Source organism: Sphingopyxis sp., assembly GCF_035998965.1.
Taxonomy (GTDB): domain Bacteria; phylum Pseudomonadota; class Alphaproteobacteria; order Sphingomonadales; family Sphingomonadaceae; genus Sphingopyxis.
In genome coordinates, this window is sequence record NZ_DASYHE010000055.1 from 1 (window position 1) to 16,181 (window position 16,181).

A 16,181-nucleotide genomic window follows, 5' to 3' on the forward strand; every position below is an offset into this window, starting at 1 on the left:
TTGCCTTGCCGGGGGCAACGCGCCTACGCAAGCGGCCCCAGCTTTTTATCGGTTCGGAGCATTTGTGGTCCAGAGTTTTACCCCCCGCCAGCGCAAGGTGCGCATCCTGGCGACGCTTGGTCCTGCGAGCGCGAATCCCGAAATGATCGCGGCGCTGCACCGCGCCGGCGCCGATGCCTTTCGCGTCAACATGAGCCATGGCGACCATGCCGGCCACGCCAAGGTGATCGCCGCGATCCGCGCGCTGGAGAAGGAGACCGGGCGTCCGACGACGATCCTCGTCGACTTGCAGGGACCAAAGCTGCGCGTCGGCACCTTTGCCGATGGGCCGGTCGAGCTGATTAAAGGCGCGCCCTTTGCGCTCGATGCGGACATCGCACCGGGCGATGCGACACGGGTTCACCTGCCGCACCCCGAATTGTTCGCAGCGCTGGAAGCGGGCACGCGGCTGTTGATCGACGACGGCAAGCTGGTCCTGCGCGTACAGGCGGTGTCGCCGACGCGGATCGACACGGTGGTTGAGGTCGGCGGCAAGATTTCGGATCGCAAGGGGGTCAATGTTCCCGACGTCGTCGTGCCGCTGGCGGCGCTGACCGAAAAGGACCGCAAGGATCTGACCTTCGCGCTCGAACAGCATGTCGACTGGATCGCGCTGTCGTTCGTCCAGCGGCCCGAGGATGTCGCCGAAGCGCGGACGCTGATCGGCGGCAAGGCAGCGTTGCTGGTGAAATTTGAAAAGCCATCCGGGGTGCAGCGGATCGAGGAAATCCTTGAGCTCGCCGATGCCGCGATGGTCGCGCGCGGCGACCTGGGGGTCGAATTGCCGCCCGAAGCGGTGCCGCCGCTGCAAAAACGGATCGTCGCGACCGCGCGGCGGATGGGCAAGCCCGTCGTCGTCGCGACCCAGATGCTCGAATCGATGATCGTCTCGCCCTCGCCGACGCGCGCCGAAGTGTCCGACGTCGCCACGGCGGTGTACGACGGGGCGGACGCCATCATGCTGTCGGCCGAGACCGCAGCGGGCGCGTGGCCGGTGGAAGCGGTCACGATGATGGATTCGATCGCGCGTTCGGTCGAAAGCGACCCGGACTATTTCCGCCGCCTGCACTTCACCGAGACGACACCCGACGCGACAACCGCCGACGCGCTGGCCGAAGCCGCGGGCGACATCACGCGCACGATCGACGCCGATGCGATCATCTGCTTCACCTTTTCGGGCTCGACCGCACGCCGCGTCGCGCGCGAGCGGGCGGGGGCGCCATTGCTGGTGCTGACGCCGAAAAAGGAAGCCGCGCGGCGCATGGGGCTGCTCTGGGGTGCCCATGCCGTATCGACCAAGGACATCGGCAGCTTTGAAGAGATGATCGCCAAGGGCAAGCGCATGGCGCTGCGCCACGGGATCGGCAAGGCCGGGTCGAAACTGGTGATGATGGCGGGGGTGCCGTTCGGCACGCCGGGATCGACCAACGTGCTGCATGTCGCGACGCTGACTGGCGACGAACTGCGCGGGTATAGCTGAGCACCTTCCGTCATCCCGGCGAAGGCCGGGATCTCACCCGCAGGAGATTACGCGATGGCGAGATCCCGGCCTTCGCCGGGATGACGATTGCAAGAGTGCAATCGCATTGTGATTCAGATCGGCACAATCCTTACCGCGCGATTCAGATAATTTTCGACCTGAGTCAGAACGGCACGACTAAAAATGGTAAACGGACTTTGCACCATTGACGGCGCACGGCATAGTTGGTGGGTGGAGAGCGTCGGACCCGCCTTAAACGGATTCCGCATCGCCTGTCAGGAGGTCCAAACCGCGTGTCCGCACCGTTCCGTTTCCCACGCTTTTTCGTCACCAGCCCCGCGCCTTGCCCCTATCTGGCGGGCAAGACCGAACGCAAGGTGTTCACCGAACTGAGCGGCAATACGGCGAACGAGTTGAACGACGCGCTGGGCCGCATCGGTTTTCGGCGCAGCCAGTCGGTGGCGTATCGCCCGAGCTGCGCCGATTGTTCGGCCTGCGTATCGGTGCGTGTCTGCGCCAGTGAATTTGTCCCCAGCAACTCGCAAAAACGCACCATCCGCCGCAACCGCGACCTGGTCGCCACCGCGTGCAAACCGTGGGCGACCGAAGAACAATATAGCTTGCTGCGCTCCTACCTCGGCGCGCGCCATCCCAATGGCGGCATGGCCGACATGGACGAGCAGGATTTTGCCGACATGGTCGAACAGACCCCGGTCGACAGCTACATGATCGAGTATCGCGAACCGACCACCGACGGCAGCAAGGGCCGCCTGGTCGGTTGTTGCCTGACCGACCGGCAGGGCGACGGATTGTCGATGATCTACAGCTTCTTCGACGCCGCGCATCCGCTGCGCGAAGGGCTCGGCACTTACATCATTGCCGATCATGTCCAGCGCGCGGCGCGCGCCGGCCTGCCCTATGTCTATCTGGGTTACTGGATCGAAGGGTCGGCGCGGATGGCGTACAAGGCGCGCTTCCGTCCGATCGAGCGGCTTGGTCCCGATGGCTGGTCGCGGTTCGAACCGGCTGCATCGACCGGCATCGCGGCGATGTTCGAACTCGCCTGAACGGCCTCCGCCGACGGCGGTGTACTAGTTGTGACCTGCGTCATAGGAGCAGCACGGCGGGCGGCATAAGCCTTCCCCATGCGCTGTTACCTGACATCCTATTGCATTGGCTTTTCACAGGATTTTGACAGGCCCGGGGTGAATGACCCGGGTCATGTGGACCGATGACCTGCGCCTGGCGACCCGATAAAGCTATGGCTGGAGAAGTTTATCTCCCGGTCTTACGATGGAAGATAAATAAATGAAATTGTTGCAAGAATTTTCGCGTTCGCGGAAACGGCAAAGGTCTTCCGCGTCGCTCGGTTCCCTTACTTTCGCGCTGTCCTTGGGGTTAACCGCGTTGGCCGTGCTCGCAAATACCGCGCAGGCCCAATCGGCCGGGCAACATGCCCGCGACATGAACGACATCGCCGCCACGCCGCCGCAGGGTGGTGACGAGGGATCCGCCGCCAAACCCTATGAGATGCCGTCCGCGACCCTGCCGCCTCGCCCCAAAAGGCCGGGCTTCGTGGCGGTGGCCTATCATGTCGACACGGGTTCCATTTGGGCGTCGGCCGCCCATAAAACGATCGATGCGGCCAAGAAGCGGGCTTTGGCGGGCTGCGACGCCGCAACCGGTGGCGGGTGCTATATCGCCGCCGCCGTGGGGGGCGGGGGTGACAAGACCGCCAGCCAAGTCTTTGTTTCGCAAGACGGCATGGGTCAGTTCTGGCTGAAGGAAGCGACCGGCAATGGCTTGCTCGCCAATCCCGATCCGGCAATGCGCGACTGTTTGAGCAAATCTTTTGGCTGCGACACGCTGAACGGGTTCGAGCCGGGTTCGATCTACCTCGACCTCGACCCCAATCTCGATCAGTCGGAGGATTATTTTCCGAAGGGCAAGCTGAACCAGAACCGCTGGGCGATGGTTGCCCGACCGGAGAACCCGACGGCGGCGTCGCACAAAAAAAGCTGGCTGATCAGCGGGAAGGAGAATTCGGCGGCGACGCGCAAAGCCATTCTCGATCGCTGCCGGGCCGATGCCGGGGTGCCATGCGCGATAACCGCTTACGCCCTGAACGGCGAAAAGATCGCGGAAGGCGGCGTGGTCAACACGAACGCCGTCCTGGTTCACTTTGTCGATGGCAGCGGGAAAAACCGCTGGACCACGGCCTTGTCGGCGGCGCCAAAGAAGAAACGGAAAAAGTCGCCACTCGGTGGTTTCCTGCCGACCTACCCCGATCCGGTCACCGTCAAGGAACGCGTCGGCCGGATATGCCCACCATCGACGTGCCGCGTCATCGCCACCTACGACGCCGCGACGCCGAGAATGCAGGTGATTGAGGATGTGAGCCGATGAGTGGCTGGTGCAACCGATCACGGACGCCCCGCGGTGCGGCTTTGTTTGTACAACCTTTCCATGGCTGTGAGGCATTGAGATGACACTTATCTTGGGAAAAGCTTTTGGACGGTATCCGCTGCGGGCGGCACCCATCGCGGGGTTTCTTGCTCTCTGTGCGCTTTCAAGCCCCGCGCAGGCCTGTTCCGATTTGCCCAATATCTGCGCGGCACAGGCGCAGCATCATCAGGCCATGAACGACATTGCAGCTACGCCCCCGCAGAACCAGAACGGCCCCTATGACGACGGCGGCCCGGCCGGCGAGCGGCCCCGCGATCCGATGGCGCAGGCGATGGCGGATATCTCAGGGATCGGCGAAGCATCATCGGCATTCAGCGGCGAGCTTCAACAGCGCATGAAAGACCCGAAGTTCAAGGCGGCCTATGATCGTTATCACAATGGCGGCTGGGATTTTTTTCAGGACAGCAACAATCCAAAGCCAGGCGAGTATTGCTCGGCCCTCTATACCAAGGGTGAAGCGATGGTCCGCATATCCGGTCCGGGTAGTGGCTATGACGGAGCGCTGCTGACATTTTCAGGGCCAAACATCACCGGATCGCCCGAAGTGAAGAAGCTGAAGGTGACGCTCGATCAAAGCGACGGCACCTCGCAGTCGGTCCAGGCCTTCAACTACCAGCTTCCCGGCGAAGCTTATGCCTCCATTGCCTTTGCCATGCCGACCATCGAGGCGGGATTGGCGGAAATGAAGGAGACTTTGGGCTTCGACGTACTCGTCAATGGCAAGTCGGTGTTGAAAATCGACTGGCACGACGGCCTTGCCGCGCGCAAGCAGCTGGAAAGCTGCCTCAGCAAACGCAAGGCGAGCTAAGACTATGAGAAACCTGTCTCGTGCACCGCATCTTGCCGCCGCGCTGTTGACGGCCGCCGCTTCCAGCTTCGTTCCATCGGCAGCTTTTGCGCAGGCATTGTTTTTTCATGTCGATGGCGAACCCGGCAACCGCCAGGCCTATTATTCGCAAACCCTGGTCATGGACCGCACCCCCGCGGACCAGTTGCTAGGTCCGACCGCGATCAAACAGCTCGACGTTACGGTCATCCATGAACACCCGGCAAAGCCTGAATGGACGATGCTCCGGGTGCATTTCGAATGCCCAAGCCTGATGGCGCTGGCCACCCGCAAAGCTGGCAGGCCGGATAAGCGAGGCACGGCAATCGCGGAAACCTCGTCGGTAAAGATGCGGATTGGCGAAGGCAGCTCGATTTTGCGGCGCCGCGATTTGCAGAATGAAGCGCTTCCGGCGGGATTATGGACGACGACCAGCGACCCCGCCATGCTCAAGGCGCGAAAACTCGCCTGCAACGGCCCCGATATCGAAAAGGCGATGTTTGCTTCGTATCAAAACCAGCGGTTCGATATGAACGCCTTCAACGCCAAGCTCCGCCCGTTCGGCTTTACCGAGAGCGTCATGGTCCTTGCCGAAACAACCGCAGCAGAACAGCTGGAGCTCAGCTGGACGCGGCTGTGGCGTGGCAGCAAGCGGCCCGACCCAAGCGGCCGGTTCGCCCAGGTGGCCACCGACGCCGACCGGGCGGCGGCCATGGCCAAAATGGCGGCCATCACCAAGGAAATCGACACGCTGGCGGCGCAGCTGCGCGGTCAATATGAACAGGGTACCAAGAGCCTGGCCGCCGGGTTCGAGTTCGATCAAGCGGCGGCAAAGCTGCGCGGCGATCGGAAGCCGCGCGGGATCGCCGCCCAGCTTCTGATGGTGTGGCAGGCAAGGCCCGAGGAGGATGTGGTGGCGAAGATGGGGCGGCCTCTCATCACCGATTCCGGCAATCTGCGCATCCTTTCCTACGGCCAGCAATATGACAATCGCGTTCTGGTCGGCAGCAACAGCGGCGCTACCTGGGTCGAAGGCACCTATATGGCGTGCGACGTGCAATTCGTGACCATTCCCGATCGCAACGGCGTCCGCCGCGTGGCCGATGTTCGGATCGACGTCGATAGCAACGCATCCGGATGGGGGGGCACCAACACCCGTGAAGCATGCGACGAATTGTTGCAGGCACCCGGGAATTGAAACTAGCCAGCCACTGGCATTATGTCGAGGATTGGGAATGACGCTTTTTCGGATGTCGACGACGCGTTTCCTCCTGCCGTGCCTGCTGGCAGTTGGTTATTGTTTGTTTCCAGATGCCGCGTGGGGCTGTCCGCCCGGAATGTTCCAAACCGGGTCGCGGGACTTTATCGCCTGCGCCCCGATCCCTGGCTATGACCAAGGCGGCGACAGTAGCGGCGATGAATCTTCTTCATCAAGAGTACCTACTATATACAGTACGCCGATCCAGCCCAGCTATATGGCGGCGGTGACGCATATCGATACGTCTTCCTTTTGGGTTTCGCGGGCGCACTGGACGGCGGATTCAGCCAATAAACGTGCGCTTGCGGCCTGCCACGCGGCAATGGGCAAGGGATGTGTCATCGCCGACACGGTTTATGGATATGGTCCTTTCGGTGTGATGATCGATGCGATGGGTCTGCGCTGGATCAAATCCGGTGCCGATGTTCCCAAAGGCACGCCTGAATCCATTCAGTACCAGGCGCTTGCACTGCAGTGCCTTAAAAGTTCGTTTGGCTGCGAATTCGAAGAGGTAATATATCAAGGCGCGTTACCGCTCGACGCTGCGCCCGGATCGGATTTCGTCACCGATATTTTTCCGCGTTATGGAGTGGAGCGACATCATTGGGCGTTGCTTGCCAGACCGGAAGGCACCGCGCCTGCGGCCTCGCAAAACAAGGCCTGGTTGATCAGTGGAAGCCAGAATTCGGCGGAGGCACGAAAATCGGTTCTCGATCGCTGCCGGGCGGACTCCGGCGTATCGTGCGCAATCGACGCTTATGTCGCGAACGGCGTGCTGGTTCGGTTCATCGATGCGAAAGGAAAAGCAGGCTGGACAAGCGCGGTGACGAAAAGGGTGGTTGAGCCGATCGGGAGCTACAGGAGGAAAAAGCCCAAGATCGACCCGGCGTCGGTTGCGGCCCGTGTAGAGCGGCAATGCTTGGTCAAGCCATGCAAAGTCATCGCTACCTATGATGCCGCAACGCCGCGGATGCAGGTCGTCGATGACGTTCGATAACGGACATCGTCTGATTTCGCTGCGCCTTGATCGCAATCGGTCGCCGAGTTCGGCAAACCCCGCACGGCGTATCGCGCAACGATTGTCCGCCGCTACCGGTTGACCTTTCGCCGCTTTCAAGGGCATAGCTTTACGTCCAGGACATATAGTCCGGGTCGCATCCGTTATGTATTCGCCGGGGGGCTGGCGAGAGGGGGGGTAGGATGCCCGTGCGCGTGTTCGTCAGCATCACGACCAGCGATTGCGATAGCGTCTTTCGCCGCAGCTTGGTGCGCGCATGAGCGAGCCCGTCAAGGTCGCGATCATCGGGTCGGGGCCGGCGGGGCTGAGCGCCGCGTCGCGCGCCGCGCAGCTGGGGCTCAGTCACATCCTGCTCGAAAAGACCGACCATCTGTCGGACACGATTTTCAAGTACCAAAAGGGCAAGCGCGTGCTGGCGACGCCCGAGCGGCTTGATCTCCGCTCCGACTGCCGTTTTGCCGAGGGCGCGCGCGAATATATCCTGGGCAACTGGGACGAGGATGCCGCGAACAACAAGGTGAATGTGGCGTATCACGCCGAGGTTGCCGAAGTGACCGGCGAAAAGGGATCGTTCGCGATCAAGACCGCGAAGGGCGATGTCTTTCACGCCGAAAATATCGTCCTCGCCATCGGGACGCAGGGCAATCCGAACCGGATGCGCTGCGGCGGCGCCGACCTGCCGCACATCATCTATCAGGTCGACGATCCCGAAGATTTCAAGGACAAGCATATCACCGTCGTCGGATCGGGCGACGCGGGGATCGAGAACGCGCTGGGGGTGGCCGAGGAGGCGCTGGAAAACACCGTCACCATCCTGAACCGTTCAAAGGATTTCGCGCGCGCCAAGGCGAAGAATGTCGCCGACATGATGGAGGCGGGCGAGAATGGCTTTATGTCGATCCGCACCGAAACCCAGCCGAAGCTCGTCGAACCCGGCTGGCTGACGCTCGAAACCCCCAATGGCGACGAGAAAATCCAGTGCGATGTGATCGTCGCGCGCCTGGGGTCGGTCGCGCCGCGCGGCTTTGTCGAATCGATGGGGATCGAGTTCACCGGCCCCGACCGCGAGGCGTTTCCGAAGCTGTCGCCGACGTTCGAGACGACGGTGCCCGGCCTCTATGTCATCGGCGCGCTGGCGGGTTATCCGCTGATCAAGCATTGCATGAACCAGGGCTATGACGTCGTCGAGTTTCTGAACGGCAACACGGGACTGACCCCCGCCGACGAGAAGGATCTGGCGGCGATTTTTGCCGACTTGCCGCAAAAGAAGTCGGTCAGCGAATGGTTGGAATATCTGCGATCGCGGGTCAGCATCTTTGCCGATGTGTCGCCGCTGCAGATGCGCGAGTTCATGCTCGATTCGAAGGTCGCTTTCTATCGCAAGGGCGAGGCGGTGTTCGAAAAGGGCGATCCGGGATCGTCGCTGTTCGCGATTGCCGACGGCCATGCGGTGGTCGAAGTCGGTCCCGATTTCACCGTGCCGATCGAACAGGGGTCGATCTTTGGCGAGGTCGGGCTAATTTCGGGCCGCAAGCGCGGCGCGACGATCCGCGCCGGCGAGGACAGCATCTTTGTCGAAGTGTCGCGCACCGCGGCGCTCAAGCTGATGGCGGCGGTGCCGGGCGCCAAGCGCGTGATCAACCGCATCTCGCTCGAACGCCAGCTACTCCAGATCTTCAAGGGCGGTTTGACGGTCGAGGATCTGGCGCCGGTGGTCGATACCGCCGAGGTCGAGCGCGTCCCCGCGGGCAAGGTCGTGCTGACCGAGGGCGAGCAAGGCGACGATGTCTATGTCATCCGGTCGGGGTCGATGGTGGTCGAGAAGGACATTGGCGGTAAGCCGATCTTCCTCCGCTATTTGCCGGCGGGGAGTTTCTTCGGCGAAATGGGGGTGCTGAGCGGGCAGCCGCGCAACGCCACGGTCAAGGCTGCCGTCGGCGCAGAACTGATCAAGTTGACCGGCGAGAGCTTCCGCAAGATGCTTGCCTCGCGCCCGCAAGTTCGCGCCGCGACCGAGGCCGCGGTCGCCGAGCGCGCGGCGATGAACGACTTCATCGAATCGCGCAAAGCCAGCTATTCGAGCGCGGTCGATCTTTATTCAGACACCGCGACCTTCATCATGACGGAGGGGCTGGGCGAGGCGACCGACGCGCTGCTGATCGACGAGAATTTGTGCGTCGGCTGCGACAATTGCGAAAAGGCCTGCGCAGACAGCCATGAAGGCCTGTCGCGGCTCGACCGCGAGGCGGGCAAGACCTTTGCCCATCTGCACGTGCCGACCAGCTGCCGCCACTGCGAGCATCCGCACTGCATGGCCGACTGTCCGCCGAACGTCATCCATCGCGGCCCCGACGGTGAAGTCTTCATGGAGCCGGGGTGCATCGGCTGCGGCAACTGTATGCGCAACTGCCCCTATGGCGTGATCCGCATGGAGGCGGCGCCGCCTGAAAAGCCTAGCCTGCTGCGCTGGTTGCTCACCGGTTTTGGTCCGGGACCGGGCGAACCGTCGCCAAAATGGACCAAGAAGCAATTGGGCGACGAAAAGCCCAAGAAAATCGCGGTCAAATGCGACATGTGCAAGGGAATCGCGGGTGGCCCGGCGTGCGTGCGGGCGTGTCCGACGGGTGCTGCGATCCGCGTCTCGCCCGAAGAATTCCTGTCGATCGCGCGGCTGGAAGAGGGGACCGACTGATGGCCTCGCTCTTTCAGCGGCGTCGCAACAGGGCGACCCAGACCGAGCGGGTGCGCGAGCGCAAGCATGAGGGGTTCCTGCGTTATGCGGGATTTCGCTGGGCGAAAATTTCGGGCGGGCTGTGCCTGCTGATCATCATCTCCTACGCGCTGGTCGATGTGACGCCGCGGCACAATGGCGGCAGTTGGTACGGCTATACGCTGGGGACGATCGGGGCGGGGCTGATCCTGTGGCTGACCGCGCTCGGTTATCGCAAGCGCAAGATGACGAACGATTACTGGTCGCTGAAAGCGTGGACGTCGGCGCATGTCTATCTGGGGCTCAGCCTGATCGTCATCGGCACCTGGCACACCGGGTTCCAGCTTGGCTGGAACGTCCACACGCTGGCGTGGGCCCTGATGATGCTGGTGATCCTGTCGGGGCTGTACGGCGTCATCGTCTATGCAACGCTGCCCGCGGCGCTGTCGAACAACCGCGACGAGATGACGCAGATGCAGATGCTGGAGGCGATCCGCGCCTTTGACCGCCAGCTGCACAGCGCCGCGCAGCCGCTGACCCCCGCCGACACCGCGCCGGTGCTGGCGGCGCTTGACGAAGATCCGTTCGCGGGGAGCATCGGCGCGCGGCTGAGCGGGCGTTATCCGAATTGCGCGACCGCGGCGGCGCTGCGCACGCTGGCGGCGTCGCACAGCAGCGATGCCGCGGCGCGCGAAAAGGTCGTCGGGCTGCTGAAGCAAAAGGTCGCGGCGCTGGCGCGGCTCCGCGCGCATCTGCGGCTGCGCGCACTGCTCGAAATATGGCTCTATGTGCATGTGCCGCTGACCTTTGCGCTGATCGCGGCGCTGTCGGCGCACATCATCAGCGTCTTTTTCTACTGGTGAGGCGGGGACGATGAGCTTCATCCTGCGCCGCATTTCGACGACCAAGACGGGCAAGCAGATTGTCCGCGATCAGCCGCTGCCGGGTGACACGATCACGCTGGGCCGCGACAGTTCGAACATCATCCACGTCGCCGACCTGGCGGTGAATCCGCATCATGCAACGATCAGCAGCGGCGACGGGCGTCATGTCCGCGTCGCCGCGAGCGAGGGGCTGGGATTCGACCTCAACGGACGCAGCGAGACCGTCGCCGATATCGACAGCGGTTCGGGCGGCGAGCTGCGTTTCGGCGGGCATCGGCTGACGATCGCGCGCGAGGATGACAAGATCATCCTGCTTGTCGAGCGCATCGACGAACTGTCGCAATCGTCGAAGGATGTCGACGAGGCCAAGGCGTTTTCGTTGCAAGGCGTGATGCTGGGCAAGCGGATGGGGGCGTGGGCGTTCGGGTTGCTGATGCTGCTCGCTTTTCTGGTCGGGCCGATCTGGGCCTGGTACAGCTATAAGAATGTCGATGAGCGTCCTGAAGGCTTCCATGCCGATAGCAGCTGGTCGTCGGGACCATTGTCGAGCGCGCACGCGAGCCTGAAGGACGATTGCCAGTCGTGCCATGTCGAACCGTTCGTTGCGGTCACCGACACGGCGTGCGTCAGCTGCCACACCGGCGAGCATAAGGCGATGAGCACCGCCCACGCCGGAGCGCCGACCGCGATGCTGCTTGCAGCGCGGGCGCCCGACGGCGGCTTCGACAAATTGCTGGCGAATGTCGGTGAGGTGTTCAACCGGCCGCAAGGGCGCTGCGTCGATTGTCACACCGAGCATGAAGGCGCCGGGCCGATGCCCGCGACGCCGCAGAAATTCTGCGCCGACTGCCACGACGGGATGCAGGGGCGGCTGAAGACGGCGGGGCATCCGACGATGCTGGGCGATGCCGCCGATTTCGGGACCGGCCACCCCGAGTTTCGCCCGCTCGTTCGGGCTGCGCCGGGTGCCAAGCTGGCGCGCGCCGCGCCCGGCAAAGGGACGGTCGATTATAACGGGCTGAAATTCCCGCACGATGTTCACCTGCAAGCGACCGGCGGGGTCGCACGGATGGCGGCGAGTTTCCGCGGCCGCTATGATTTCGGGCAAAAGCTGGAGTGCGAAAATTGCCACCGGGTCGAGGCCGACGGGGTGCGCGTGAAGCCGGTCGAGATGGAGCGCGACTGTGCGATGTGCCACAGCCTGGCGTTCGAGACCGTCGGCGGGACGACGCGCACGCTGCGTCATGGCGAACCCGATCAGGTCGTCGCCGATCTCACCGCTTATTACCGCTCGACCCCGCCCGCGCGGCCGTTGCAGCTTGGCGGGATGCAGCGACGGCGCCCCGGCGCCTATGCCGAGGGACAGGTGTACAGCATCTATTTCAACGAGGTGGCGGTGCGGCCGAGCCGGGCACAGGATGCGGTGCGCGCGGTGTTTTCAAAAGGCGGCGCCTGTTATGACTGCCATACGATCTTTGCTCCGCAAGCCGGGACCAACTGGCGCGTTGCGGCGGTGAACCAGACCGCGCGTTACCTGCAAAAGGGCTGGTTCGACCATGATGCGCACAGGGAAACCGACTGCGCCGATTGCCATACCGCCGCGCCTGCGTCGAAAACATCGGCCGATCTGCTGATCCCGGGCCTCCGCCAATGCCGCGATTGCCATGTCGGCGAGGGTGGGGCGCGGCTGGTCAAGGTCGAAACCGCGACCGAATCGTCCTGCGCGATGTGCCATGAATATCATTCGGACGGCGGCCAGCCGTGGGTTCCGAACCGTCAGCGGAAGGTAAATGCCGCGGCAATCACAAATAAACCCCTGCGTGATACCTATGGTGTGAGTGGGATCACAGGCATCGGTACGCGGGGTCTTTACAATGTGACGTGGCGCACACCGGCCTTGCATGGGGCAAGACGGGGCGGATAGGGTCAGGACCGGGGTCGCTAACCGGCGCAGCAGGGGACGGATGTGCTGATCGCGCAGATCACCGATATCCATTTGGGGTTCGATCCGGACAATCCGGCCGAATATAATCGCAAACGGCTCGACGAGGTGCTCGACGTGCTGATCGACGGGCCGAACCGCCCCGACCTGTTGCTCGCGACCGGGGACGTCACCGACCGCGGCGACGAGGACAGCTATCGCCGCCTCGCCAACGCCTTTTCACGCTGCCCCTTTCCGGTGTGGGTCAGCGTCGGCAATCATGATCTGCGCGACAATTTTCATGCGCGCTTTCCCGGGCTCGACGATGGCAACGGATTTGTCCAATATGCGATCGAGCTGCCCGAGCTCAGGCTGGTGACCATCGATACGCTGGAGGAAGGGCGCCATGGCGGCGCCTTTTGCGATGCGCGCGCGGCGTGGCTCGACGCCGAACTGGCGAAGGATCCGGCCAAGCCGACCTATATCGTGATGCACCACCCGCCGATCGAAAGCGGCATCGAGTGGATGAACACCCATCCCGACGAGCCGTGGGTGGCGACCTTTACCGACGTCGTGCGGCGGCACCCGCAGGTGCGCGGGCTGATCTGCGGCCACCTCCACCGCAGCGTGACGGTGGCGTGGGAGGGGCGCACGGTGGCGATCTGCTCGTCGACCGCGCCGCAAGTCTCGCTCGACCTCCGTCCGATCGATGAGAACCGTCCCGACGACCGCCCGATGATTGTGGCCGAAGACCCGGCCTATGCACTCCACCGCTGGAACGGGCGCGAGCTGGTCAGCTTTTACGACTTCGCCGGCGCGCACACAATGCTGGCGAAATATGATGCGAATTTGCAGCCGCTGGTGCGTGAGCTGAAGGCCGAACGGCCGGCGTAGAGCATCGTTCGTTAAACCCGCACGATCCCCAAATCCGTTTGTACTGAGCTTGTCGAAGCACCGTCATTCTTCTTTGCGGCGTCAAAAGAAAGAACGGCCCTTCGACAAGCTCAGGGCGAACGGATTATTTCAACCCACGGCGGGTCAATACCCCAGCGTTAAATCCACCCGCGGCTCGACCGCCTCGCCCTTGTGCCAGCGGTCCAGATTTTCCAGAAACCGCTGCGCCGACCGCACGAACATCTTGTCCTGCGCGCGGCCTGACAGGTGCATGGTGATATGGGCGTTGTCGAGACTCCATAGGGGGTCGTCGGCGGGCAGGGGTTCGGGGGTGGTGACGTCGAGGAAGGCCGACGCGATCTGCTGTTCGTTCAGTGCGGCGACCAGCGCGTCCTGATCGACGACGCTGCCGCGCGCGATGTTGATCAGCGTCGCGGTCGGCTTCATCGCAGCGAGTTCGCTGGCGCCGATCATGCCGTCGGTCTCGGGGGTCGCGGGAACCGCGAGGATGACCCAGTCGAAGTCGCCGAGCCGCGCGCGCCATTGGTCGGGGGTCAACGTGTTGGGTCCGGGGGAGCGACGCACCACGGTCACGTCGACCGCAAAGCCCTTCAGCCGCTCCTCAATCAGCTTACCGATCGCGCCATAGCCGAGCAGCAGCGCTTTCGACCCGAACAGTTCGACCTTGCCCGGCGAGTCCATCAACCATTCGCGGCGCTCCTGCGCGCGGACGACGTCGCGGTAGCCCTTGGCGACGGTCAGCATCCCCATCACGACATATTCGGCGATGGTGATCGCGTTGATCCCGGCGCCGTTGGTGACCACCGTACCGCGCTGGGCGAGCAGATCGAGCGGCATGCCGTCGACCCCGGCGTAGATCGAGTTCAGCCATTTGAGGCGGGTCGCGGCGGTGATCACCGCGGCCATGTCTTTCTTGTCATACATGTCGAACCAGCCGATTTCGGCGTCGGGCGCGAGCGCGAGCGCTTCGTCCTTCGACTGGAAAAAGCGCGGTTCGACCCAATCGGGCAGGCGGTTTTCGACGAGCGGGCGGATGAGTCCCGACAGGACGGTGATGGTTTTGGTCATTGCATTGTTCTCCCATTCCCGTTCGCATCGAGCGAAGTCGAGATGCCCATCGTCTAGTGCATTCCTTCCGGGTGTCTCGACTTCGCTCGACACGAACGGATTATCAGGTTCGTTTACGCCTCCAGCCGCCAGTCCCAGCCGAGCGGGTCGCCGTCCATCACCTCGACCCCCGCGGCGGTGAGTTCGTCGCGGAGTTTGTCGGAGGTGGCGAAGTCCTTGGCGGCGCGCGCTTCCTTGCGGCGGGTGAGGGCGGCTTCGATTTCTTCCTCGGTGATGGTAGCGGCTCTGGGGCGGATGCGGAGGTCGGTGCGCGTCAGCTTCACGAGATCGAGGCCGAATATCTGGTCCATTTCCTCCAGTAGGGACAACCGAACTGATCCGAGGTCGGATCGGCCGAGCATGACTTCCATGATCGCCAGAGCCGCGGGTGTACCTAAGTCGTTCGATATCTCGCGGTCAAATCCTTCTCGAATATCGTCGGGTACATTCCCATGCGGATTCTTGTCCGTGACTTGTCGGGCTGACGCGACGCCCATTACCAACCGCTTCAACCGCGTCAGCGCCGCGCCCAAACCTTCCCACGAAAACTCCAGCTCGCTGCGGTAATGCGCCTGCAGGCACATCAGGCGATAGGCGAGGGGGTGATAGCCTTTGTCGATCAGCAGTTGCAGGCGCAGGAATTCGCCCGCGCTCTTGCTCATCTTGCCGCTGCGTTCGATCAGGAAATTATTGTGCATCCAGATGCGCGCGCCGCTGGCGTCGGTGCAGCTGTGCGCCTGGTTCTGCGCGATCTCGTTCGGGTGGTGGATCTCGCGGTGGTCGATCCCGCCCGTGTGGATGTCGAACGGAAAGCCGAGCAGGGCTTCGGACATCACCGAACATTCCAGATGCCAGCCGGGGGCGCCGCGGCCCCAGGGCGAATCCCATTCCATCTGGCGCGTCTCGCCCGCGGGTGTCTTGCGCCAGATCGCGAAGTCGGCGGCGTGGCGCTTGCCTTCGACTTCTTCGATGCGGCCCTCGCCATCCTCGGTTTTCGCGCGCGCGAGGGCGCCGTAATCGGTCACCGTCGAGGTGTCGAAATAGAGGCCGCCGTCGAGCTCGTAGCAATGCTTGTCGGCAATCGCCTTCGCAAACTCGATCATTTGCGGGACGTAATCGGTCGCGATCGACCAGTGCGCGGGCTGGCGGATATTCAGCGCCTTGACGTCGGCCCAATAGGCCTCGGTATAATGGCGCGCGATGTCCCAGATCGACTGCGCCTTCTCCGCAGCCATCTTTTCCATCTTGTCCTCACCCGCATCGGCGTCGTCGGTCAGGTGGCCGACGTCGGTGATGTTGATGACGTGGGTGAGTTTGTAGCCCTTGAACGACAGGGTGCGGCCCAGCGTGTCGGCAAAGACATAGGCGCGCATGTTGCCGATGTGCGGATAATTATAGACCGTCGGGCCACAGCTATAGACGCGCGCCTCGCCGGGGTGGACGGGCCGGAATTCTTCCAGCTGGCGCGTCAGGCTGTTGAACAGCATCAGCGGCTGCGAGGCAGGGGCTTCGGTCATATCCGCGCCCATGCCCCGACCGGCCGGTCAGCGTCAACTG

General features: G+C 63.0%; 12 protein-coding genes. 10 read left to right on the forward strand and 2 right to left on the reverse strand.

The annotated features are described in order from the left end of the window. The first annotated feature begins 64 nt into the window (after window positions 1-64). From pyk to VGN68_RS09950, 10 genes are all read left to right on the forward strand, one after another. On the forward strand, window positions 65-1,519 hold the full coding sequence (pyk, locus tag VGN68_RS09905; RefSeq protein WP_327476328.1) for a pyruvate kinase: 1,455 nt from the start codon (window positions 65-67) through the stop codon (window positions 1,517-1,519). 293 nt (window positions 1,520-1,812) lie between these two features. Beyond that, entirely contained in the window at window positions 1,813-2,586 is a 774-nt protein-coding gene (locus VGN68_RS09910) for an arginyltransferase (protein WP_327476256.1), read from the forward strand. 340 nt (window positions 2,587-2,926) lie between these two features. Further along, a complete protein-coding gene (locus VGN68_RS09915; protein WP_327476258.1) occupies window positions 2,927-3,925 on the forward strand; it encodes a hypothetical protein in 999 nt (332 codons plus the stop codon). Between the two features lie 232 nt (window positions 3,926-4,157). After that, window positions 4,158-4,793 carry a hypothetical protein gene (locus tag VGN68_RS09920; protein WP_327476260.1) on the forward strand — a complete coding sequence of 212 codons (636 nt, stop codon included), beginning with the start codon at window positions 4,158-4,160 and terminating at the stop codon, window positions 4,791-4,793. A 4-nt stretch (window positions 4,794-4,797) separates the two neighbouring features. Further along, window positions 4,798-6,009: a hypothetical protein gene (locus VGN68_RS09925; protein ID WP_327476262.1), complete on the forward strand. Its 1,212-nt coding sequence runs from the start codon at window positions 4,798-4,800 to the stop codon at window positions 6,007-6,009. A gap of 37 nt (window positions 6,010-6,046) precedes the next feature. Continuing rightward, entirely contained in the window at window positions 6,047-7,066 is a 1,020-nt protein-coding gene (locus VGN68_RS09930) for a hypothetical protein (protein ID WP_327476264.1), read from the forward strand. A gap of 277 nt (window positions 7,067-7,343) precedes the next feature. Continuing rightward, the gene (locus tag VGN68_RS09935; RefSeq protein ID WP_327476266.1) at window positions 7,344-9,779 is read left to right on the forward strand and encodes a cyclic nucleotide-binding domain-containing protein; all 2,436 of its coding nucleotides are present in this window, start codon (window positions 7,344-7,346) and stop codon (window positions 9,777-9,779) included. Next, on the forward strand, window positions 9,779-10,660 hold the full coding sequence (locus VGN68_RS09940) for a hypothetical protein (RefSeq protein ID WP_327476268.1): 882 nt from the start codon (window positions 9,779-9,781) through the stop codon (window positions 10,658-10,660). The genes VGN68_RS09935 and VGN68_RS09940 overlap by 1 nt, the downstream gene beginning before the upstream one ends. Before the next feature lie 10 nt (window positions 10,661-10,670). Beyond that, window positions 10,671-12,605 carry a cytochrome c3 family protein gene (locus tag VGN68_RS09945; protein ID WP_327476270.1) on the forward strand — a complete coding sequence of 645 codons (1,935 nt, stop codon included), beginning with the start codon at window positions 10,671-10,673 and terminating at the stop codon, window positions 12,603-12,605. Between the two features lie 42 nt (window positions 12,606-12,647). Then, window positions 12,648-13,496, forward strand: a complete 849-nt coding sequence (locus tag VGN68_RS09950; RefSeq protein WP_327476272.1) for a phosphodiesterase — start codon at window positions 12,648-12,650, stop codon at window positions 13,494-13,496. A 144-nt stretch (window positions 13,497-13,640) separates the two neighbouring features. Here the strand turns inward: VGN68_RS09950 and VGN68_RS09955 are convergent, their stop codons facing one another. Together VGN68_RS09955 and cysS are read right to left on the reverse strand one after the other, a co-directional pair. Next, window positions 13,641-14,585, reverse strand: a complete 945-nt coding sequence (locus tag VGN68_RS09955) for a D-2-hydroxyacid dehydrogenase (protein WP_327476274.1) — start codon at window positions 14,583-14,585, stop codon at window positions 13,641-13,643. A 113-nt stretch (window positions 14,586-14,698) separates the two neighbouring features. Beyond that, window positions 14,699-16,141, reverse strand: coding sequence for a cysteine--tRNA ligase (gene cysS, locus VGN68_RS09960; RefSeq protein ID WP_327476276.1), 1,443 nt, complete (start codon window positions 16,139-16,141; stop codon window positions 14,699-14,701). Between the last annotated feature and the right edge of the window lie 40 nt (window positions 16,142-16,181).

Excerpts from the sequence above, each read along its gene's own strand:
- VGN68_RS09940 (WP_327476268.1), top strand. The coding sequence starts at position 9,779 with ATGGCCTCGCTCTTTCAGCGGCGTCGCAACAGGGCGACCCAGACCGAG.
- VGN68_RS09920 (WP_327476260.1), top strand. The coding sequence starts at position 4,158 with ATGAACGACATTGCAGCTACGCCCCCGCAGAACCAGAACGGCCCCTAT.
- VGN68_RS09925 (WP_327476262.1), top strand. The coding sequence starts at position 4,798 with ATGAGAAACCTGTCTCGTGCACCGCATCTTGCCGCCGCGCTGTTGACG.
- VGN68_RS09955 (WP_327476274.1), bottom strand. The coding sequence starts at position 14,585 with ATGACCAAAACCATCACCGTCCTGTCGGGACTCATCCGCCCGCTCGTC.
- VGN68_RS09935 (WP_327476266.1), top strand. The coding sequence starts at position 7,344 with ATGAGCGAGCCCGTCAAGGTCGCGATCATCGGGTCGGGGCCGGCGGGG.
- cysS (WP_327476276.1), bottom strand. The coding sequence starts at position 16,141 with ATGACCGAAGCCCCTGCCTCGCAGCCGCTGATGCTGTTCAACAGCCTG.
- VGN68_RS09945 (WP_327476270.1), top strand. The coding sequence starts at position 10,671 with ATGAGCTTCATCCTGCGCCGCATTTCGACGACCAAGACGGGCAAGCAG.
- VGN68_RS09930 (WP_327476264.1), top strand. The coding sequence starts at position 6,047 with ATGACGCTTTTTCGGATGTCGACGACGCGTTTCCTCCTGCCGTGCCTG.